The sequence below is a fragment of the Kluyvera sp. CRP genome, assembly GCF_019930565.1.
GTDB lineage: Bacteria > Pseudomonadota > Gammaproteobacteria > Enterobacterales > Enterobacteriaceae > Kluyvera > Kluyvera georgiana_A.
The window spans coordinates 4,394,901-4,416,183 of the sequence record NZ_CP082841.1 but is presented as its reverse complement, the minus strand read 5'-3'; the positions used below and the strand labels follow the sequence as shown (position 1 = coordinate 4,416,183).

The 21,283-nt window shown below is 38.2% G+C and carries 14 protein-coding genes and 3 pseudogenes; 14 read left to right on the top strand and 3 right to left on the bottom strand.

Annotated elements, in window-relative coordinates:
* Nucleotides 1–95: 95 nt before the first annotated feature.
* The 3 genes and pseudogenes from galF (at nt 96) to tnpA (ending at nt 3,982) form a co-directional block, all read left to right on the top strand.
* A complete protein-coding gene (gene galF / locus K7B04_RS21055) occupies nt 96–986 on the top strand; it encodes a UTP--glucose-1-phosphate uridylyltransferase GalF (protein WP_223802952.1) in 891 nt (296 codons plus the stop codon).
* 266 nt (nt 987–1,252) lie between these two features.
* Entirely contained in the window at nt 1,253–3,355 is a 2,103-nt protein-coding gene (locus K7B04_RS21050; RefSeq protein WP_223802951.1) for a hypothetical protein, read from the top strand.
* Nucleotides 3,356–3,526: 171 nt separating this feature from the next.
* A pseudogene (gene tnpA, locus K7B04_RS21045) lies at nt 3,527–3,982 on the top strand (IS200/IS605 family transposase).
* 659 nt (nt 3,983–4,641) lie between these two features.
* Here tnpA and K7B04_RS21040 read toward each other — a convergent pair.
* From K7B04_RS21040 to K7B04_RS21030, 3 genes are read right to left on the bottom strand one after another with little or no spacing between them, the layout of a single operon-like run.
* Nucleotides 4,642–5,622: an NAD(P)-dependent oxidoreductase gene (locus K7B04_RS21040; RefSeq protein ID WP_223802950.1), complete on the bottom strand. Its 981-nt coding sequence runs from the start codon at nt 5,620–5,622 to the stop codon at nt 4,642–4,644.
* Nucleotides 5,619–5,993: an SMR family transporter gene (locus K7B04_RS21035; RefSeq protein WP_223802949.1), complete on the bottom strand. Its 375-nt coding sequence runs from the start codon at nt 5,991–5,993 to the stop codon at nt 5,619–5,621. Before K7B04_RS21035 ends, K7B04_RS21040 begins: the two co-directional genes overlap by 4 nt.
* Before the next feature lie 13 nt (nt 5,994–6,006).
* On the bottom strand, nt 6,007–7,458 hold the full coding sequence (locus K7B04_RS21030) for a UbiA family prenyltransferase (RefSeq protein ID WP_223802948.1): 1,452 nt from the start codon (nt 7,456–7,458) through the stop codon (nt 6,007–6,009).
* A gap of 232 nt (nt 7,459–7,690) precedes the next feature.
* Here K7B04_RS21030 and gndA point away from each other — a divergent pair, with 232 nt between their 5' ends.
* The 11 genes and pseudogenes from gndA to K7B04_RS20980 all read left to right on the top strand — a co-directional run bounded on the left by gndA (nt 7,691) and on the right by K7B04_RS20980 (nt 21,213).
* The gene (gene gndA, locus K7B04_RS21025) at nt 7,691–9,097 is read left to right on the top strand and encodes an NADP-dependent phosphogluconate dehydrogenase (RefSeq protein WP_001575891.1); all 1,407 of its coding nucleotides are present in this window, start codon (nt 7,691–7,693) and stop codon (nt 9,095–9,097) included.
* Nucleotides 9,098–9,300: 203 nt separating this feature from the next.
* Nucleotides 9,301–10,467: a UDP-glucose 6-dehydrogenase gene (gene ugd, locus K7B04_RS21020; RefSeq protein WP_223802947.1), complete on the top strand. Its 1,167-nt coding sequence runs from the start codon at nt 9,301–9,303 to the stop codon at nt 10,465–10,467.
* Nucleotides 10,468–11,674: 1,207 nt separating this feature from the next.
* A complete protein-coding gene (locus K7B04_RS21015; protein ID WP_167577261.1) occupies nt 11,675–12,442 on the top strand; it encodes an ABC transporter permease in 768 nt (255 codons plus the stop codon).
* Entirely contained in the window at nt 12,442–13,182 is a 741-nt protein-coding gene (locus tag K7B04_RS21010; protein WP_167577262.1) for an ABC transporter ATP-binding protein, read from the top strand. Before K7B04_RS21015 ends, K7B04_RS21010 begins: the two co-directional genes overlap by 1 nt.
* Before the next feature lie 10 nt (nt 13,183–13,192).
* Nucleotides 13,193–14,344 carry a UDP-galactopyranose mutase gene (gene glf / locus K7B04_RS21005; protein WP_275957291.1) on the top strand — a complete coding sequence of 384 codons (1,152 nt, stop codon included), beginning with the start codon at nt 13,193–13,195 and terminating at the stop codon, nt 14,342–14,344.
* The gene (locus K7B04_RS21000; RefSeq protein WP_223802945.1) at nt 14,341–15,228 is read left to right on the top strand and encodes a glycosyltransferase; all 888 of its coding nucleotides are present in this window, start codon (nt 14,341–14,343) and stop codon (nt 15,226–15,228) included. Before glf ends, K7B04_RS21000 begins: the two co-directional genes overlap by 4 nt.
* Nucleotides 15,229–15,260: 32 nt before the next feature.
* Nucleotides 15,261–15,605, top strand: a pseudogene (locus tag K7B04_RS24510) (glycosyltransferase); the annotation flags it as partial.
* A 48-nt stretch (nt 15,606–15,653) separates the two neighbouring features.
* Nucleotides 15,654–16,370 (top strand): glycosyltransferase, encoded by a 717-nt coding sequence (locus tag K7B04_RS24505; protein ID WP_256450016.1) that lies wholly within the window; start codon nt 15,654–15,656, stop codon nt 16,368–16,370.
* 120 nt (nt 16,371–16,490) lie between these two features.
* On the top strand, nt 16,491–18,266 hold the full coding sequence (locus K7B04_RS20990; RefSeq protein ID WP_223802944.1) for a glycosyltransferase: 1,776 nt from the start codon (nt 16,491–16,493) through the stop codon (nt 18,264–18,266).
* A 150-nt stretch (nt 18,267–18,416) separates the two neighbouring features.
* A pseudogene (locus K7B04_RS20985) lies at nt 18,417–19,459 on the top strand (ISAs1 family transposase); the annotation flags it as partial.
* A gap of 368 nt (nt 19,460–19,827) precedes the next feature.
* Entirely contained in the window at nt 19,828–21,213 is a 1,386-nt protein-coding gene (locus K7B04_RS20980) for a hypothetical protein (RefSeq protein WP_223802943.1), read from the top strand.
* The last annotated feature ends 70 nt before the right edge of the window (nt 21,214–21,283 follow it).

The window sequence follows — 21,283 nt, the reverse complement described above, 5'->3', positions numbered from 1 at the left end:
TCATCCTGACTCAAATCAGTACTATGACAAAACAGAGTGGATTAAACATGTTTAATCGCTATAATTCATCAACCGATATATAGGTGGACAAGATAATGGTTAATTTGAAAGCAGTCATTCCGGTAGCGGGATTGGGTATGAACATGCTACCTGCCACGAAGGCCATCCCTAAAGAGATGCTGCCGATCGTTGACAAGCCGATGATTCAGTACATCGTCGACGAAGTGGTTGCTGCAGGGATCAAAGAAATCGTTCTGGTCACACACGCATCGAAAAACTCGGTGGAAAACCACTTCGATACCTCGTATGAACTGGAAGCACTGCTTGAGCAGCGCGTGAAGCGTCAGCTGCTGGCTGAAGTTCAATCTATCTGTCCTCCTGGCGTGACCATAATGAACGTTCGCCAGGCGCAGCCGCTGGGCCTGGGGCACTCTATCCTGTGCGCACATCCGATTGTCGGCGATAACCCGTTTGTGGTTGTGTTGCCGGACATCGTGCTGGACAACGCAAGCGCCGACCCGCTGCGCTACAACCTTGCCGCCATGGTGGCGCGTTTCAACGAAACCGGGCGTAGCCAGGTGCTGGCGAAACGTATGCCGGGCGACCTGTCTGAATACTCCGTCATCAAAACGAAAGAGCCGCTGGATGTCGAAGGTAAAGTTAGCCGTATCGTTGATTTTATCGAAAAACCTGACCAGCCGCAGACGCTGGAATCCGATCTGATGGCCGTAGGCCGCTATGTACTTTCCGCCGATATCTGGCCTGAACTGGCGAAGACCGTGCCGGGGGCATGGGGCCGAATTCAACTGACGGATGCGATCGCCGAACTGGCGAATAAGCAGTCTGTTGATGCGATGCTGATGACGGGTGAGAGCTACGACTGCGGGAAGAAGATGGGGTATATGCAGGCGTTTGTGCAGTATGGGTTGCGGAATTTGAAGGATGGTGTCGCTTTTCGTAAAAGTCTCGAGAAAATGTTGAGCTAAATAATTTTTTTGGATCTTTGAAGTAGTAAAAGCCGTCATTGATGCAAGATTTCCATGGCGGCGGTATTTTTTCTAATATTTATCGTAATAAATCATTATAAATATTTTCTATTGAACCATCTGTCTATTAGTCATTAATATTTATTTTGGGTATTTTATCGTTTTATATGACACGCATTTGCTACTAAGTGTGAAATGCTAGTCCAAAATTCAAACGAAAGTTAGTATGTTTTGTCGGGTTAACTCATACATTTATTGAGATTGGAATGAAATATATACAGCAAATCTTGAAGAATAACATAACACAAGCATTATTTATAACTGCAACAGTTATGTTTGTTTTCTTAATTGGATTTCCATCATTTTTCCATATAGATGATGCAAATAATAGCTATTTGCCGAATTTAATGCAACAGGGACGGTCATGGCTGAATGGTGAAGTTCCGATTATCATTAACAAAACACTAATCGGCGATAATATGCTTGTGGATATTGATAGGGCAATATTTTTACCAACAAATATTGTTGCTTCCATCTTCACTGCATTAGTAAAAAATATGAATTTAACATCATATTTTTTAGTTTTTGTTAATTTATTTATTATTTCTTTTGCGTCATTGTGGGCAGCAAAACAATTGAGTAATAATAACTCACTTAGTTTTATAGCTGCTGCATCTATAACTATCAATCCGATTGTTGTATATATATACGCGGCGTCTTGGTATAACGGGCTTAGTGGCCATGCTTGGTTTTTAATGAGCGTCGCGTCGACTATTTATTTTATTAGAACAAATACAGTAAGATCCGTTTTAATAAATTGTTTATCAGTAGTGTTTCTTTTCCTTTCAGGATGGCCTCATGCAATTATAGCGTATGCTGTATTCTTGATTATTTATGTCGGTTTTATGCCTGGTCTCGCGTTGAAGCAAAAAATATTATATGCAATGATTTTGTTAGGATGTGTATTTATAGTTACGCCTGCATTTTCGGAATATGTGGCTAATGGAGGCTATTTGGATAGACCAGGTGGGGTAAATAACTTTGGTAATTTTTTAAGTCCCAGTTGGGATCAGATTTTAATGGGATTTAATCCATTTTATAATGGTTATATTAATACATTTGGAGGGTATAGATATTGGCCAATAGCTATCGGCTTTATCGGTATCATTCCAGGAATTATAATATGGAATGCATTTGTAAACAAAAAAATCCCATCCACAGCGTATCCATTTTTAATTCTTGCTGGTATCTTTTTCATATTAACCCAGTTACCTCAGCAATTAGGCCCTACAAGATGGCAATTTAGATATCTCCCATTTTTCTCATATTTTTTAATATTTGCTGCATCAATTATTGGGAGTACAGGATGGAGCGTATCAAAAAAATTCATTAATATAATTACCACTGTAATTCTATTGACAGCAATTTTATCTTGGTTAAAAGGTGATCTGCCTGATAGGCGTGTTTATTTTTTACTGGTTATTTCTACAACATTGATTATGTATGTGCTGACATATAAAAAACTATGGCAGAACCCAATATGCATCGTATTGATATCGTTGATTTTACCGCTTTTAATTTTTAAAAATAACTGTACTACGTTGGCTAACGGATATTTAGCATCAAACACTATAAAAAATAGAATAGATGTACCTAACTTATCCGGAAGGATATTAGTCGCAACTGGCGTTCATGGGTACGCAGATAGCTATGAAAAAACAAGCAGTGCGAATCTACAATGGTATAACATTTCATCTGTAAATGGATATTCCCCAGTTGGAAATAAAGCTATTATTGATATTTTCCATTATTATACAGCTCATGCCATATTTGATATGGAGATGTTAGTAAACAATCTTTCAAATGATTTTGATGGTCGTTATCAGTGTATTTTGAATAAGCTCGATGTTTCATTGTTTATAATTAATAAAGGGAATGATAATCTTCGGTTACAAAATAAATTAGCTAGTTGTGGATATGTTCGTACAGAAAACAAAGGGTTTATCCATTATGAAAACGATGCTTTGACTGGTGCTGGTGTTAATTCTGAAAGGGGTTCTCGGGTTTCAGTTATTGATCGAGGAAATAATTTAGATAAATATAAAATATATGAAGGCGGGCGATATTATTTTTCTAGAGTAGGTTGGAAAGGATATAGTGTTTATATGAATGGGAAACAAATTCCATTCCAGATATATGCTGGTTTTATTCCATACGTTGATGTTAATAAAGGTGGGATCCTTGAGATTAGATATAAACCATCTTCGTGGAAATATGCTGTTCCTATATTCTTATTAGGTGTGTTATTAATTGTAGCTACAACTGTTCTCTCTAGGAAAGTAAGTTATATTCCCAAAAATAATTTATAAACCATGGGGGGAGAGTAAACGCTTATGCCATTGACAATGTTGATGGCATATTTTTTATCAATCTTAAACCACCGCCTATCGAGGGTGATCGTTCATGTGAAGCTTTGCCTGTAGAATGCCCATACTAAATACTGCTCCGTTTTGTTACCAGCAAATCAAGGAGTAAATAGCATGAGCAGATATGAATCCGCTTCCCACGTATTCTATCGTTCTATCGCTGTCAGTATCATCTCGTATGGGCCCCGAAGTACAAATACAAAATCCTCAAGGGCAACTTTGGTAAAGAGCTTTATCGTAGTATCTACATCTACTGCAGCATGAAGAAATGCACGGTGGTAGAACTAAATGTGCAAATAGATCATATACATCTGGTTGTCAGAACCCCAAGAAGTTTAAGTGTTTTCGAGTTAATGGGATTTGTGAAGGGCCGAATGGCCATCAGGCTGTTCGCGAAGTTTCTTAATCTCAGGAAGTACAAGCTTTGGGGTAGTCACTTTTTGTCAAAGAGGATATTTTGTGGATTCAGTAGGGGCAAACGAAGAAATCATCCGACGATATGTACGGTCCCAGGACAAGGTAGCCAAAGAGGAAGAAGAAAGACAAATACATCTGGGACTGGAAGGGTAGTGTTTAAGCCCTCTTTTAGGGAGAGCTTTTTCAAAGACAACTGCTATGCAGGTGGTTTTTTACAATATGAAGTTAAGGGTAAAGTATCTCTAAGCTATCCTCTATAGTGAAAATTGATGATTGATTTTTTATTGGTTGCGATATTTGTAAATAAATGACCATTAGCGCAGTCAGGATAATTTAATTATATATAAAATTAAATGTCATAATAGATACAGATAGAGTTATCGAAAAAATTAGAAGTAAGAGTTATGACTTTTGAAATAACAGCTCAGTGTCCACTATAAATATTTTTACTTAAACTTGCACAACGCAATTGCGAAGTGGTAGGCACAGCTACTAATCATGACAGCTGGAGAGTATTAGCTAGAGGAGTATATTGCTGAAATGCCAAATCTTTCACTAGCTACTCGGCATCGACATGACTGAGTTTCTAATATGGATAAAGCTTATGGAACTAAAACAAGTATTTGTTCCTTAAAGCAGCAGGTAAATCTCTTCTGGGAAAGATTATATATGTGTGCTTTATAGGTGAAAATAAACAAATCCGACAGTATGTCTGGTACCAAGATGACTAGGTATAGAGAAATTAAAATGACAGAGCCATTTTGGTCTGGAGGGAAAGCCCCTTTTCAGGGGCTATATTGAAACTAGCGCTACTACGCAGGTGGCTTATTTAGTCCTAAAAAAGAATCATATGCTTCACACATGGCAACAATGTCCGATTTAGATGTTGTCCATCCGAGAGTTTCATATGTTAATGATGTATCAAGAAGTATGTTTTTATCTGCTATTCCAAATTGTTCAGGATAAAGCAAGGTTAATCCTAATTTATCCATGGACGATAGCAAGGTTTTTAATAGCCCTGCAGGTAAAGGAAGTAAAGTAGATTTAGAATTGGCATGTTTAATTATACCTGCAAGCAATTCCTTAGTTGTAGGAGGAGCAGTTGAGCCTAAGTTAAGATTGATGTTTGGACATGCGTTTTTAACCGCAAGTTCGGCTGCTAATGCACAATCTTCAACGCTCACCATTTGATATCGATTATTACCGCTACCAATCATTGGAACAGGTAAGTTATGTTTGATTAATTTAAATAACTTACCTAAAATCCCTAGTCGACCAGGGCCTGTGATCAAACGTGGCCTGAATATTGTTGCATTAATGCAATTTTCTGCACGAATAACTTGTTCTGCCAGAATTTTACTATTCCCGTATGGCCCGAGAGGATTTTGCGCATGACTTGGAGGTACAGGACAAACGGACGGAACCCCATACGTCATATCCGTCGAAAAGAAAACCAATTTATGGCATCCTGTCTGTTTCATTATTTTAACAACAGACTCTGTACCACGAACATTTACGTCATTAAACCAACCTTCACGATCTGTTCTTGGTACAGCATCAGCAAACTGCCTGGCAGCCAAGTGATAAATGACATCGTCTTCTTTTAAATTAAGTTTCTTAAGAGTTTCATTATCGGTTACGTCACCATGAACAAAACATACATTCCTCCGCAAAGCAATAATAGGTTGTTCACGAATATCTAAATTGATGACCTCTTTACCTCTTTCAAGTAAGCGGCGTGTTAATACGCTACCTGTAAATCCACTACCACCTGTTATAATATGACGCATCATGCACTCCTTGAAATAAATACTATTCCCACGCAGATGAGTGATAATCCAATGATTCGCATTGTGTTTACATCTTCTTTGAGGAAAAAATAACCGATCGCAGCAGCGATAATGTATCCAAAGGATAATAGCGGATAAGCTAAACTCACTTCCACTTTACCTAAAACAGCCATCCATAAACCTATACTGAAAACGTAACAACTCATCCCCACAATAAACCATGGATTCATCAATAACTGTATGCCAAATCCAAAATAACCTGTTATAGTTTCTGGTAGCGCTGGAATTGTCAGCATTGTTTTTCTTAATGCAACTTGTGCAAAAGCATTGAGAGAAACGCTTGTTAGCGCCAATACTAGGACTAATAAACTCATTATTCACCATTTCTTAGCAATAGCTTGCGACTATAAAACTTAGTATAACAATCATACCTAAAAATATGCTTGTTTTGTCTTTGATAGCAAAAATTACTGGATCATCAGATAATATTTTTCGATGACTCAAGAACCATATTCTTATTACCCAGAGGAAAACACAGATTGGTTCTATGAGTAACCATTTAGGGGATGAGTAATTCAACTGTATCATCGCCTCTTGCGTCAAGAAGAGTAACATTATCAAAATAGAACATACAGCGCTACTAATACCAAAAACTAAAGTTAAAGGCCAATCGGAATAATGGTAACCGCGTCCACCAATTTTATCCGTGACACTTTGGTCTGATTTAAGTATCTCAACATGTCTTTTAGCTAATGCTAATGAGAAAAATAGCAGGGCTGAGAATGAATTTAGCCATGGCGACAAGGGTAATTCATTCAATATAGAACCCATTATAATTCGCAAAGTGAAAAGAAAACCAATCACTGCAACATCTAGCATCGGTATTCTCTTCAGTTTGAAGGAATAACCTAAAGTTAGAACAACATATAGAGCAATACAGAGCGTTAGCCCAGTGGAAATATATATTGATAGCGTGCTGCCTATTAATATTAAGAACACAGTCCCAATTAGCCCATGAAGAAGGGATATATTCCCGCTAGCAATAGGCCTATTTCTTTTTGTTTTATGTTGACGGTCCGCATCAAGATCTGCTATGTCATTGATAATATAGGTTGCGGAAGCAATGAAGCCAAATGCAATGAAAGCCAGTATAGTGCGGGTTAGTGCATGAGTATTGGTTACTTCATGAGCTAAAAATAATGGCACGAAAATGAGAATATTTTTTGCCCATTGATGAATTCTGAGTTGTTTTAACCAAACTTTTAAAATATTGACCTTTGGGTCTTCAAATAGAAGAGAAGGGATTTCCTGTTTAATTTTGGATTTAAAACGTGTACCTTCTCCAACGAGAATAGCACCAACAGAATCATTCCAAATAGGAAGGTCTACTTTATGGTCACCGCAATAAATAAAACCATGAGGAAAATGTTTTTTGAGCCAACTAAGTTTGTTAACACCTTTAAGATTAAATTCAGTATCGGAACCTTTTACACTATCAAAGAAATTGAGGTGTTTCTGTACTGAGTCAGCTATTTTTTGATTTGATGCAGTAACGAGATGGATTTTTCGTCCATGACGCTTTTCTCTTTTCAAATAATCAATAAAATTATACCTATAACAAAAAGTTTCGGCATTTTGAGTTATGGTTTTTGTTACATATTCTTTAAACGCAGTTTTCCCTTTAAAGAGAGAGAATATTAACCCGATGATTTTCTGCGGTTTTCTTAAAAAAACCGATACGATGCCTTCATGCAAAGTATCTGTTTTTGACAGTGTACCGTCTAAATCGACCACAATAGGGACATTTATGTCGATAGCATCGAAAGAATTAGAGGACATTCACATTCCTTGACTTAAGAAGAAGCTGTATAGATACCCAATAGTAAGTAACAGTAAGATTAAAAAAAGTCATTTTATACAGGGTTCTTTATGATTTAAAGAAAAATATGTCAAGTGAGTAACGATATACACTTGCATCAGTGATGGCTTACATGACGTGTTTTGCGTTAGTATACTCAAGAATTTTCAGAGTAGCGTATGTGCTAGGCAGATCACTTGACAGGAGTATAAAATGTCCAAGCAACAAATCGGCGTAGTCGGTATGGCTGTGATGGGGCGCAACCTGGCGCTCAACATCGAAAGCCGTGGTTATACCGTCTCTATCTTCAACCGCTCCCGTGAAAAAACCGAAGAAGTTGTCGCTGAGAATCCAGGCAAAAAGCTGGTTCCTCACTACACGGTCAAGGAGTTCGTCGAGTCTCTTGAGACCCCACGTCGTATCCTGTTAATGGTGAAAGCAGGCGCGGGCACCGATGCTGCCATCGATTCCCTGAAACCTTACCTTGATAAAGGTGACATCATCATTGATGGTGGTAACACCTTCTTCCAGGACACCATTCGTCGTAACCGTGAGCTGTCAGCTGAAGGCTTCAACTTCATTGGTACCGGCGTGTCCGGTGGTGAAGAGGGCGCGCTGAAAGGCCCATCCATCATGCCTGGCGGCCAGAAAGAAGCGTATGAGCTGGTTGCGCCTATCCTGACTAAAATTGCCGCTGTGGCGGAAGACGGCGAGCCTTGCGTAACCTACATCGGTGCTGACGGTGCGGGTCATTACGTGAAAATGGTCCACAATGGTATCGAATACGGCGACATGCAGTTGATTGCTGAAGCCTATTCTCTGCTGAAAGGTGGCCTGAACCTGTCTAACGAAGAGCTGGCAACCACCTTCACCGAGTGGAATGAAGGCGAGCTGAGCAGCTACCTGATCGACATCACCAAAGACATCTTCACCAAAAAAGATGAAGACGGTAAATACCTGGTTGATGTGATCCTCGACGAAGCGGCGAACAAAGGCACCGGTAAATGGACTAGCCAGAGCTCTCTGGACCTGGGCGAACCGCTGTCGCTGATCACTGAATCCGTTTTCGCGCGCTACATCTCCTCCCTGAAAGACCAGCGCGTGGCGGCATCTAAAGTGCTGACTGGCCCGCAGGCTAAACTGGCTGGCGATAAAGCAGAGTTCGTTGAGAAAGTGCGTCGCGCACTGTACCTGGGTAAAATCGTCTCCTACGCGCAGGGCTTCTCTCAGCTGCGTGCCGCGTCTGACGAGTACAACTGGGATCTGAACTACGGCGAAATCGCGAAGATCTTCCGTGCAGGCTGCATCATTCGTGCACAGTTCCTGCAGAAAATCACCGACGCCTACGCTGAAAACGCGAGCATCGCCAACCTGCTGCTGGCGCCGTACTTCAAAAATATCGCTGATGAATACCAGCAGGCGCTGCGTGACGTCGTGGCCTATGCTGTGCAGAACGGTATTCCGGTACCGACCTTCTCTGCCGCGGTGGCGTACTACGACAGTTACCGCGCTGCGGTACTGCCAGCGAACCTGATTCAGGCTCAGCGTGACTACTTCGGTGCGCATACCTATAAACGCACTGACAAAGAAGGTGTGTTCCACACCGAATGGCTGGATTAATCTGAATTAGTTCATCCGTAAAGCCAGGCCCGGAGCGCATCTCCGGGCTTTTTTATTGTCTGAAAACAGCATTCAGTCAGGTCTGATAGGCGGCGACACGGTAATTCGCGATATACTGGCCGCAAGCCGATCCGACAACGTTGGGTCCCACGGTGGTGATGCATTCACCCTCAAATGTTTAACCGGAAGAAGTTACAGAGCGAATGAAGATAACTATTTCAGGAACAGGTTACGTCGGCCTGTCGAACGGCATTCTGATCGCCCAGCACCACGAAGTGGTGGCCCTGGATATCGTTCAGGCCAAGGTCGACATGCTGAATCAGAAACAGTCGCCGATCGTAGATAAAGAGATCGAAGAGTATCTGGCGACCAAACCGCTGAATTTCCGTGCGACCACTGATAAGCGCGATGCTTATCGCGATGCAGACTATGTGATCATCGCCACCCCGACCGATTACGATCCCAAAACGAACTATTTCAATACGTCCAGCGTTGAGTCTGTTATCCGTGACGTCGTTGAAATCAACCCCAACGCGGTGATGGTTATCAAATCTACCATTCCGGTAGGCTTTACCAATTCGATTAAAGAAAAACTGGGTATCGACAATATTTTCTTCTCACCGGAATTCCTGCGCGAAGGCCGTGCGCTGTACGACAACCTGCATCCGTCGCGTATCGTTATCGGCGAACGTTCTGAGCGCGCCGAGCGTTTTGCCTCGCTGCTGCAGGAAGGGGCAGTGAAGAAGGATATCCCGACGCTGTTCACCGACTCGACCGAAGCCGAAGCTATCAAGCTATTCGCGAACACCTACCTCGCGATGCGCGTGGCTTATTTCAACGAGCTGGATAGCTATGCGGAAAGCCTGGGCCTAAACTCCCGCCAGATTATTGAAGGTGTGTGCCTGGACCCGCGCATCGGTAATCACTATAACAATCCATCTTTTGGTTATGGTGGATATTGCCTCCCGAAAGATACTAAACAACTGCTGGCAAATTATGCGTCTGTGCCAAATAACATCGTCGGTGCGATTGTTGACGCTAACCGTACCCGCAAGGATTTTATTGCCGATTCCATCCTGGCCCGCAAGCCTAAAGTGGTTGGGGTATATCGCCTCGTCATGAAGTCAGGATCCGACAATTTCCGCGCATCTTCGATTCAAGGGATTATGAAACGAATCAAAGCGAAAGGCATTCCAGTGATTGTGTATGAACCTGCGATGAAAGAAGATGAATTCTTTAATTCCCGCGTTGTACGCGATTTGGATGCATTTAAGCAAGAAGCGGATGTCATCATTTCTAACCGGATGGCGGAAGAATTGGCTGATGTGAAAGAGAAGGTGTATACCCGCGATCTGTTTGGTAATGATTGAACGTTAGTTTCTGTGACGTTTTTCGCGCCGCTTTGCTTGGGCGGTGATATGTGATAAAGCCCTCATCAAGAGGGCTTCTTTTATAATGGTTGCCAACGCTGATGAGGTCATTCCCACTATAAATTTGTGGGGCTTAAACCGAACATATCCAAATTGGAAACGGGGTATGTACGATGAAGGAGTACTGGTCGAGGCTTAAGTGGTAAAAGAGTACGGCCTATGTCATGGGCTGCTGGGGCGGCATGTACTGGAGGGGCTACGAGCCTTGATTCACCATAGCTGTAAAGGGGATTCTGCTCTGGGGTAAGCCAGAACACGAAATCGTTTTTTCATGTGCATACAATATGCTTAACACGGTTCGTTTAATACGAGCAATTTTTAAACGCAGCGCTTTTGATTCTGTTTGCTTAAGTTAGAAGTGTCCAAGGTGAACATTGTTGTAATCATTCACATTTTCATTGACGACTATGTGATAGCCGGATGGAGCAATGCGGGTGGCTATAAACTTAAAGTAAATACCTTGATTTTTCATTCTTATTTTGTTTGAGATTCTGCACTTTGACAGGCTGCTGCTCACGTTCAGACTGAAACCAGTTACTTTTAGTTCTTAAAAGCAAAAGAGTGGGATGAATGCGATGATTCTTAACGATTGAAATCAGTGAACAGTTTATGGTGCTCAAGCGTGCTGAATCCGAACTGGTATCTTGGATAACGAACATTGAGCAAAAGATGTTTGTAGGTAGTCTTTGTGAGTTTCATGCGAAACAACTTTGTTCCAGCCATTGCAGTTACGAGCAAAGAGATATTCATTGTCTGTATGTTTATTGTTCAAAAAGCTACGTTAAGCTGGATTGTGAGTAAGAAAAGTCTATAATGAACTGTCAAATTCATTGATTACTTGAGCATTTTATCATCAAACGAATGAGTGTTGTAACCAATTGATAATTTGTGATAATCGAGACTTTACAATTATTAGAAAATTTCTTGACAACATGACTTTGGTGGGGATTTTATGCTAAGTCATGTGTAAAAGTAGCTATTTACGTCATATTGACAACAATGCGAGTGCATAGAGCTATGCTATGCCAGCAACGGGACTAGTGGTGAGGTATTTGGTTTCTCTGAGCCAAGGGCGGTAGCGTACCCTTTTTTTACTAATTGAACTGGATTCATGCATTATAGCAGGCATGTCTAATGAGCATTGATGATGAAGTATAATTTAGGATATCTGTACGATTTACTTGTTGTTATAACAAACAAAGATCTTAAGGTCCGTTACAAAAGCAGTGTGTTCGGTTACTTATGGTCGATTGCAAATCCATTGCTATTTGCAATGATATATTATTTTATTTTTAAATTAGTAATGAGAGTGCAGATACCTAACTACACGGTATTTCTTATAACGGGCTTATTTCCTTGGCAATGGTTTGCAAGTTCTGCGACCAACTCACTGTTTTCATTTCTTGCAAATGCTCAAATAATTAAGAAAACAGTCTTTCCACGCTCTGTTATTCCATTAAGTAATGTAATGATGGAAGGATTGCATTTTTTATGCACGATCCCTGTGATTGCGATGTTTCTATTTATTTATGGCATGTCTCCATCTATCGTTTGGTTGTGGGGTATTCCAATTATCGCAATTGGTCAGATAATCATAACCTTCGGTTTTTCTTTGATTTTTTCAACATTGAATCTTTTCTTTAGGGATCTTGAACGTTTTGTAACATTAGGGATAATGCTACTCTTCTATTGTACTCCTATTTTGTATGGAGCTGATATGATACCGGAACAATACAAATGGATTATAGATTATAATCCTTTAGCAAATATGATCCTTGCTTGGCGTGACCTTTTCATGAATGGTCAGCTTGATTATATGAATATGGCATATTTATATGCGTCTGGTATTGTTGTGTTAGCCATTGGTATGTGGGTGTTTAATAAACTCAAATTCCGTTTTGCAGAGATATTATGATGTCAGTTGTCATCGAATTTTCCAACGTTACAAAAGAATACCCACTTTATCACCATATCGGCTCTGGTATTAAAGATCTTTTATTTCACCCTAAGAGAGCAATGAGTCTCTTAAAAGGACGTAAATACTTAGCTATTGAAGATATTTCTTTTACCGTTAACAAAGGTGAGTCGGTTGCACTGATTGGCCGTAATGGCGCAGGTAAGAGTACATCCTTAGGCTTGGTAGCTGGAGTGTTAAAACCTAGTAAAGGGGAAGTAAAGGTCAAAGGTCGTGTTGCATCCATGCTTGAACTGGGAGGCGGATTTCATCCTGAGTTAACTGGACGCGAAAATATAATATTAAATGCGACACTCTTAGGATTAAGGCGCTCTGAAGTCTATAAAAAGCTCGATAAAATTATTGAGTTTTCTGAGTTAGGTAGTTTTATCGATGAGCCTATTCGTGTCTATTCTAGCGGTATGTTAGCAAAATTAGGTTTTTCCGTAATCAGCCAAGTAGATCCAGATGTTTTAATCATTGATGAGGTCTTGGCTGTTGGTGACATTTCGTTTCAAAGAAAATGCATTAATACGATTAAAGCATTTAAAGAAAGAGGTGTGACAATTTTATTTGTCAGTCATAGCATGACTGATGTTAAAAAAGTGTGTGATAAAGTAATTTGGGTAGAGAACCACCGGCTGAAAGCCATTGGTGATGCGGACTCTATTATCGATGAATACGTCGCCTCTATGGCGTGATAGGCAAATGATGCAAAAGAATATTTTAATTGTTGGTGCGGGTTTCTCTGGGGCAGTTATTGGCCGTATTCTGGCAGAAGCTGGTCATAAAATTAGTATTATTGATGGTCGTTCCCATATCGCAGGAAACTGTTATAGTGAACGCGATAATGAAACTGGTGTCATGGTACATACTTATGGCCCACATATATTCCATACCGATAATGCTGAAGTTTGGGAATATATTTCACAATTTACAGAAATGATGCCTTATACTAATCGGGTAAAAACGACAGTAAATGGCCAAGTGTTTTCTCTGCCAATCAATTTGCACACAATTAATCAGTTTTTCAAAACAACTTGCAATCCTGAAGAAGCTCGCAAGTTGATCGAAGAGAAAAGTGATAAGAGTATTGTTGAGCCAACAACTTTCGAAGAGCAAGCATTACGCTTTGTAGGTCGTGAATTGTATGAGGCTTTCTTTAAAGGTTACACCATTAAGCAATGGGGAATGTCACCTTCAGAGCTTCCAGCATCCATTCTGAAACGCTTACCCGTCCGCTTTAATTATGATGATAACTATTTCAATCATAAATACCAAGGGATGCCAAAGGATGGATATACTGAGATCGTTGAGAAAATTCTCGACCACAGTAATATCACAACTACGTTGAATACTAACTTTGATCATGCGTCGCGTGACGAATACGATCATGTATTCTTTAGCGGCGCACTGGATGGTTTCTATAATTATGAGTTAGGTCGCTTAGGTTATCGTACGTTAGATTTTGATATGTTCCGCGCTGAAGGCGATGTGCAAGGATGTGCCGTAATGAATTACGGCGAACAAGCCGTTCCTTACACTCGAATCACTGAACATAAATATTTCGCGCCTTGGGAGCAACATGATAAATCAATTTGCTACCGTGAATTTAGTCGTAAGTGTGAACCAAATGATATCCCTTACTATCCGATTCGCCAGGTAGGCGAGATGGCACTGCTGGACAGTTACCTGGATAAAGCTGAAAAGGAAGATAACATCACCTTTATTGGTCGCTTAGGTACCTATCGCTATCTGGATATGGATGTCACTATTGCAGAGGCATTGAAAACAGCGAGAGTTTATCTGAATTCACTCGAGACCAGTACTGTGATGCCTGTGTTTACGGTACAAGTTAGATGAATATATCTTCTCTAATTGTCACCTATAATAGGTTAGATAAATTAAAGAAAACAGTTGAGGCAACCTTAGCGTTGCCTTTTAAATTTGTAGTTATTGTTGACAATGGTTCTACGGATGGAACTGCTGAATGGCTTAATAATATCATTAATGAACGATTAATAGTTTTATCCAGTACTGTCAATACAGGGGGAGCTGGCGGCTTTAAGTTAGGGGCTGAATGGATTGTCAAAAATTTGGTTACGGATTGGGTACTTTTCTACGATGATGATGCCTATCCGAATGATGATTTTTTTTCCCGAATTGAAACTGAAAAATTAAAAAATAACACAGTATATGCTTGCAATGTTATTGATACTTCAGGTGTACGCTGTAAAATGAATATTCCATGGAGGAAGCATCCTTATGGATTTAGAGAGAATATTGAATATCAACTCAACCCATATCTCTATATTCCTGATGCATCTAAGAATGAAAATGTAGTCAGCGTATCTTTTGTCGGTATGTTAATAAACTTACATACATTAACAGACTTTATTGAATGTATTCATGATGAGCTTTTCATTTATTTTGATGATGTTTATTTCGGGCATCATTTGCGATTAAAAAACGTGCCGATGGTGTTTCTTTCTAATGTAATAGTTGTTCATGATGTCAATAGTAGAGGTAGTTATATCCCACCATGGAAAGTGTATTACCTTGTGAGGAATATACTCTATTCTAAGCATCTCTTTGGTGCTCATTCGCCATTTGATTGGACGTATATAATACTAAGATTGGTAAAATATATCCTATCTGCAGTCGGACATCCAGACAGCATAAAGTATCTTGTGAAAATTATTGGTGGAGTTCGTGACGGAATATCTAAGCATAAATCGGGTAGGTGAAACATCTACTATGAAAAAAGAAGTTATGTTACTTTATCAATTCTGCATGGTATTTTGAATTACATTGGCTTGATAGAGCAAAGGCTGCGCTACGCGCAGGTTATGATATAACCCTTATTTCAAAATTTGATGATAAAGGCACATATGAACGGCTAAAATCAATGGGGTTTGAATGTTATGATAGTCAAATGAGTGAAAAGAAAACTAATCCTTTCGTTTTTATTACGGATTTCATTCGTATAGTCAAAATATTAAATGCCATAAATCCGGATGTATTACATAGCATAACAATTAAGCCGGGCGTAATTGGTTGTATTTGGTGTAAGCTTTGGAATAAGAAGCTCGTTTATAGTTTTGTTGGTTTAGGTAGGGTTTTTGAGAGTAACTCTTTCCTTTTTAAATTATTACGATTTTCTATTGTTAATTTGTATAGGAATATTTTTAAACATATTGAATGTAAGTTTGTTTTTGAGCATGATTCTGATAGAAATAAGATATTAAACTTGCTCCATTTAAATAGAAGTAAAACAGTTGTTATTGATGGTGCAGGGATTGATATTGATTTTTTTTCTTTTAGTGAGGAACCAAGTCGAGAGAAGGTAAAAGTTTTATTTGCTAGTCGTTTGCTTTGGAGTAAGGGGCTGTCTGATCTTATTGCTGTGAAACAGAAATTACATGATTCTGGAACTAGCTTCGAATTATTAGTCGCAGGTATTATTGTAGATGATGATAAAGATGCGATAAGTCTTAAACAAATAAATATCTGGAACGATAAAGGGGATATCACTTGGCTAGGAACAAGAGATGATATTAATGAGTTGATTAAGTTATCAAACGTTATTGTCCTTCCATCTATTTATGCTGAGGGAATCCCTCGTATACTCTTGGAAGCTGGTGCCGTTGGTCGTGCCGTTATTACGTACAATATAGGTGGTTGCAATAGTTTAATTAAAAATGGAATTAATGGCTTTGTAGTTGAAAAAAAGAACATAGAGCAATTGTCTGTTAAACTTGAAGAGCTAATTGCTGATAAGAATTTAAGAGCCCGTCTTGGTCGTAATGCTAGAAGGATAATTGAAGCTAAATATTCTTCTGAAATAATTATAAAAAAAACACTACGGGTGTATGGAGAGTTTAGTTAGATGTATTTTTGCTATTAATGACCTTTGGCTGAGAAATAAATTAACCAGGTTTCCCTGTATTACTGTAATTGTATATGGTTCAGTGTTTTACTAGAAACCATCAATCTTGGAAAAATCGATATGTCCCTCTTGCTTCAAAAAATAATTTTCCCAAAAATAAATGTTTGTACTGAAGAGGCCCTCTATTTTCGTGGGCAGGGTAGCAGGTATGATTATGGTGCTCAGAGTTTGAGTGTCCCTAAAAATGAGGTCGTTAGTTTTAACTCTTTTTTTAATATATTCTCAATTTTTAAATGGAAAAAATATACAACTTTATCATCTCTTTTTTTAAATGTTCAGGCTCAGGGGACTGGTAATATTACGATAAAACATGTCGAAAGAGGTGTTGTAAAAGTCCTAAGTCAGCATGAGTATATATCAACAGAACATTGTGTGAATGATATTGAAATTGATATTTCTAATATACATTTTGGATACGTTTATGTAGAGTGGCAATCAATTGAGGATTCAGTTCTAACGTCATTCCAGTTTTATACACAGGATGTTGTCGATGTGTCCTCTATGGCATTAGTTATCACCACTTTTAATCGAGAAGCTGCTGTTACAAAAACCATTAATAGAATTAATAATGAATTGTTAAATAATGACGAATTTAAAGGTCAATTCAAATTAATTGTTGTAAATAATGGTTCCGATTTCGATTCTGTCTCAGGGGATGATATTGCTATAATTAAAAATGAGAATCTTGGTGGTTCTGGTGGTTTTATGCGTGGGCTGATAGAAGCACAGGGCATGACATCAGTTAAGCATGTCATTTTCATGGATGATGATGGCTCATGCGAGATCGACTCTATTGTTAGAACACATGCTTTTTTATTATTGGCAAAAGATATTAATACAGTAATTACTGCTTGTATGATGTTTGAAGATGAACCCGCCATTATTCATGAGTCTGGAGCAGTATGGCAAAAAGATTTCTTACATTATCCAGCTAAACATAGACTGGATGTCCGTAAAGTGTCAACTTTGGAAAGTTTTGACGATGAAATTAAGATAGGTTATGGCGGATGGTGGTTCCTTGCATTTCATGTTAATTCGATAGAGCATTACTCATTCCCATTCTTTGTTCGTGGTGATGACTTGTTATTCGGCTATATGCACAAGAAGCATAACATAGTTACGCTTAATGGTGTGGCTTCCTGGCAAATGGATTTTGAGCGGAAAATATCTGTACTAAATAATTACTTGAATTTTAGAACTGTTGCGGTTCCAGCTTTAGTTAGTGACCGTAAATATTCTTCTTTATTTTTGACTTTGTTTTTTATTCGTGAATTGGCACTTGTTACTTTCGCTTGTCGCTATGAACTAGCGAAAGCAATTATTATGTCTTATAATGATTGCATGAAAGGTCAAGATTTTTGGGTGAACAATGCAGATTGTATTCAAATCAGGCAAAGAATTAATTCTATAACAAAAAATGAAAAATATTCCTCAAGTGATGTTAATATTGTTAATGGCTGCATAGATTATCCTTCCGTTACTAAGGAAAGTCGTCTTCACAAAATCTTTAGATTATTTACGTTGAATGGCCACTTGATACCATCATTCTTTTTCTACAGTAAGCCAATTGCAGTTGATTATCGTCATAGGCATCCAACGAAATATTCTTTTTTAAGAAAAACCATATATAATATTAATATTGAAAATGGCAATCTTATTGAATTAACTCATTCGAAAATTGACTTCTTCAAAATCATCTCGTTGGGTTTTTTAACTGCTATTAAAAATTTAATCAAATTTTCTTCAGTAAGAAAGGAAATGAAAAAAAGCCTGCCGTATTTAACTTCAAAAGAATTTTGGACTATGAAATTTAACAAAAAAATTAATTGGTTTTGAAGAGTCAGAATACCGTCCATTAAGGTTATAGAGCAAAATCGTGATGTAAATCACGATTTTTGTCTTGGTTATAGCCTTCTGGAATCATTGAAATTTAACCTTCTGTATTGCTAATAAGATAGAAAAGGACATCAGATAAGCATTTAAAGTTTGCTTGATTATATTTCTGTTATTCTTGATATTTGGCAGTAAGGGAAAATTAAACACAAATTATCCGAGGTTTTATTTCTTACGATTTTCGCCATAATTGTCTGTGCTGATGAGTGATAGTTGTTCGCAGAACTTGGTCATGAGCGTCTCGGATGGTTAAAGACATATGGTTATTTCGATAATAGTTTTTCGGCCGACAATACTATTGCGCATGTTGTGAGTAATATTGATTGTGTAGCGTTTGAAAAAATGTTTATTGAAAGGATGCAGGGGTGCCATGAAATAACAGATGGTTAAATTATTGCTGTAGACGGAAAGACTATAAGAGGCTCCTACAATAAAGGAACAAGAAAAGGATCCATGTGAGTTCTCGACTGAAAACGGTGTTGTGCTTGGGGGGCGGACTGAGTCCATGAGTAATGAGATTACAGCCATTCCTGATTTGCTTAACTTGTCGGATTTAAATAAATGTTTGATAACCATTGATGCTATGGGATTCAGAAGGATAATGTATCTAAAATAAAAGATAAAAAGGCAGATTATCTTCTTGCAGTCAAAAGTAATCAGGGGCATTGGTATCAGGCATTCGAAGAAAAATTTCCGATAGTGCTATCTTCACATTATAAAGGTGATTCATTTAGCACGCAGGAGATCAGTCATGGATTAAAGGAAACACGATTACACATTGTCATTGATGTCGCCACTGAGTTTTGTAATTTCTATTTTTAATAGAAAGGTTTAAAGAAACGTTGTGTGGCGCTTTCATTCAGAAAGAATAAAGATGAGACATCAGCGGTAGATGCAAGTATGTGATATTGTATTTCTTCAAAGGATCTGGATGCTAAAGAATTTTCATATGCTATCAGAACGCACTGGCTGATCGAGTATGGTCTCCATTAGGTGCTCGATTTAAAAATGAATGAAGATGCCAGCCTGATAAGAAGAGGTAATGCAGTATAATAATATCTGAAATCGTGAAGATGGCACTGAATCTATTAAGGGATAATAAGTGCTCAAAGCAGGGAGAAAGAGCAAAGAAAGAAGGCTGCGGTAGGAGGAAGTTCTCGCAGCCTGCGCAGAACGTGGATTTTGGGCTATGAAATGAATAATTTAACAGAAATTTAATTCATGCATTTGGCCTGTTTTATGCTGTTAAGAGTTAAATATCTTATGAACTAAGTTTGTTGCATCAATGTTGAATAATTATTTTATCCATTGCTAATGGAATGGATGGGGGTATTTATAAATGAAATCACCCACATAGTATAACTCATTCATTAGGTTGAGTATGTTAAGTTAATAACTGAGTAGGTATTTAAAAGAAATACCCACGATTTAAAGTATTAGTGGTTTATTTGTCCATTATTCTTTGGGATGTTTTATAAAAATCTTAAGTGAACTGGTATATAACATGAGATATATTAAGCCTTTGTTTAGGGTTATATTTAAGCCCGTCTTTATTCGATATCAAAAAATTATTGATATATTAAATCAGCTGAACTATGCTATGGAAAAAAACAAGGAAGAAATTTTAGCTATAAATAATAATTTATCTCGCCAAGAAAATATAATGGACTCTTTTTTGAGTGAAATAAGAAAATTAGACGTCATCGAAAGAAATACTACTATAATTAGCAAGAAATTGGTTAGTAAAAAAAACACTATTTTATTTCTCATTCACAATGCAAACTCATGGTATTCCATATGTGAAATTTATCATGAGTTAAAGAAGCATTCCTCTGTAGAAGTTATAACTGTTACTATCAATAAAAGATTCCCTGGGAGTGATGAGTTTTATGGCGCAAGGGAAACAGGACAACAATTAGAGCGGTTAGGCATTTCTAACATTATTATCGATTCTAATGATTCAGATGTTGTTAAAACTCTCTTAATAACACTTTCTCCTGACGTTATCATAAGACAGTCCCCATGGGATCAAGATATACCAAGTTATTTTTCTGCTAAAAACTTATCCTTTGCCAAATTATGTTATATACCATACTTCGCCACAAATGTTGTAAAAAACTTTGTACCTAATGATGAATTTGATTTTCAATCTAACCAAGAATTTCATAATCTGTGTTGGCGTATTTATACGGACAGCCTGCTTTCTTTGCATGATGCTAGGTTGAGATCATTACTTGGCGGATTTAATGTCAGGTACTTTGGTAATGCGAAATTAGAATATATTGTAAAGGCAGCAAATGCTTTTGAAGAAAAAGTGATTCAAGATAGGCTGACTATAATATGGGCTCCACATCATAGCATTGATGAAAATTGGTTAGGTTTTGCAACTTTTTCTGAAAATTATAAAGATTTTCTTTCATTCGCCAAAATCAATCATCAACATAAGTTTATTTTAAGGCCGCATCCTGCTCTTTTTTCTATAATGGAGGCAAGATATCCAAATGAAATGGCTGCTTTTGTCGCTGAATGGACAGCACTTCAAAATACGGTGATTGATAACGATTTCGACTATTTGAAAACTTTCGAAGAGTCAGACTTGATGATTACGGATGGAATATCTTTTTTAGTTGAATACCCATTAACTAATAAACCTATTATTTACATGGATAGCGGGCATCATGCTGAATTCAACGAAATTGGATTGATCGCGGTAAATTGCGCATATCATACGAAATGTTTCTCTGAAATAGAAGTTGCTATTTCAAAAGCTGCTATTGGTGAATTGAATCCTAAGATAGAAATGGTAGGTAAATTGAAGGAATCATTAATGCTTGAAATGGAACAGAGTGCGGCCAGAAAAATAGTCAATGACATGCTTGATTCCTTGTAGCATGTATTTATTGGAAGGTCGAGGAACTATCCTCTACCTTCCCTTAGAACTTCTTATATCTGTATTCAAT

Excerpts from the sequence above, each read along its gene's own strand:
- galF (WP_223802952.1), top strand. The coding sequence starts at position 96 with ATGGTTAATTTGAAAGCAGTCATTCCGGTAGCGGGATTGGGTATGAAC.
- K7B04_RS21050 (WP_223802951.1), top strand. The coding sequence starts at position 1,253 with ATGAAATATATACAGCAAATCTTGAAGAATAACATAACACAAGCATTA.
- K7B04_RS21040 (WP_223802950.1), bottom strand. The coding sequence starts at position 5,622 with ATGATGCGTCATATTATAACAGGTGGTAGTGGATTTACAGGTAGCGTA.
- K7B04_RS21035 (WP_223802949.1), bottom strand. The coding sequence starts at position 5,993 with ATGAGTTTATTAGTCCTAGTATTGGCGCTAACAAGCGTTTCTCTCAAT.
- K7B04_RS21030 (WP_223802948.1), bottom strand. The coding sequence starts at position 7,458 with ATGTCCTCTAATTCTTTCGATGCTATCGACATAAATGTCCCTATTGTG.
- gndA (WP_001575891.1), top strand. The coding sequence starts at position 7,691 with ATGTCCAAGCAACAAATCGGCGTAGTCGGTATGGCTGTGATGGGGCGC.
- ugd (WP_223802947.1), top strand. The coding sequence starts at position 9,301 with ATGAAGATAACTATTTCAGGAACAGGTTACGTCGGCCTGTCGAACGGC.
- K7B04_RS21015 (WP_167577261.1), top strand. The coding sequence starts at position 11,675 with ATGAAGTATAATTTAGGATATCTGTACGATTTACTTGTTGTTATAACA.
- K7B04_RS21010 (WP_167577262.1), top strand. The coding sequence starts at position 12,442 with ATGTCAGTTGTCATCGAATTTTCCAACGTTACAAAAGAATACCCACTT.
- glf (WP_275957291.1), top strand. The coding sequence starts at position 13,193 with ATGCAAAAGAATATTTTAATTGTTGGTGCGGGTTTCTCTGGGGCAGTT.
- K7B04_RS21000 (WP_223802945.1), top strand. The coding sequence starts at position 14,341 with ATGAATATATCTTCTCTAATTGTCACCTATAATAGGTTAGATAAATTA.
- K7B04_RS20990 (WP_223802944.1), top strand. The coding sequence starts at position 16,491 with ATGTCCCTCTTGCTTCAAAAAATAATTTTCCCAAAAATAAATGTTTGT.
- K7B04_RS20980 (WP_223802943.1), top strand. The coding sequence starts at position 19,828 with ATGAGATATATTAAGCCTTTGTTTAGGGTTATATTTAAGCCCGTCTTT.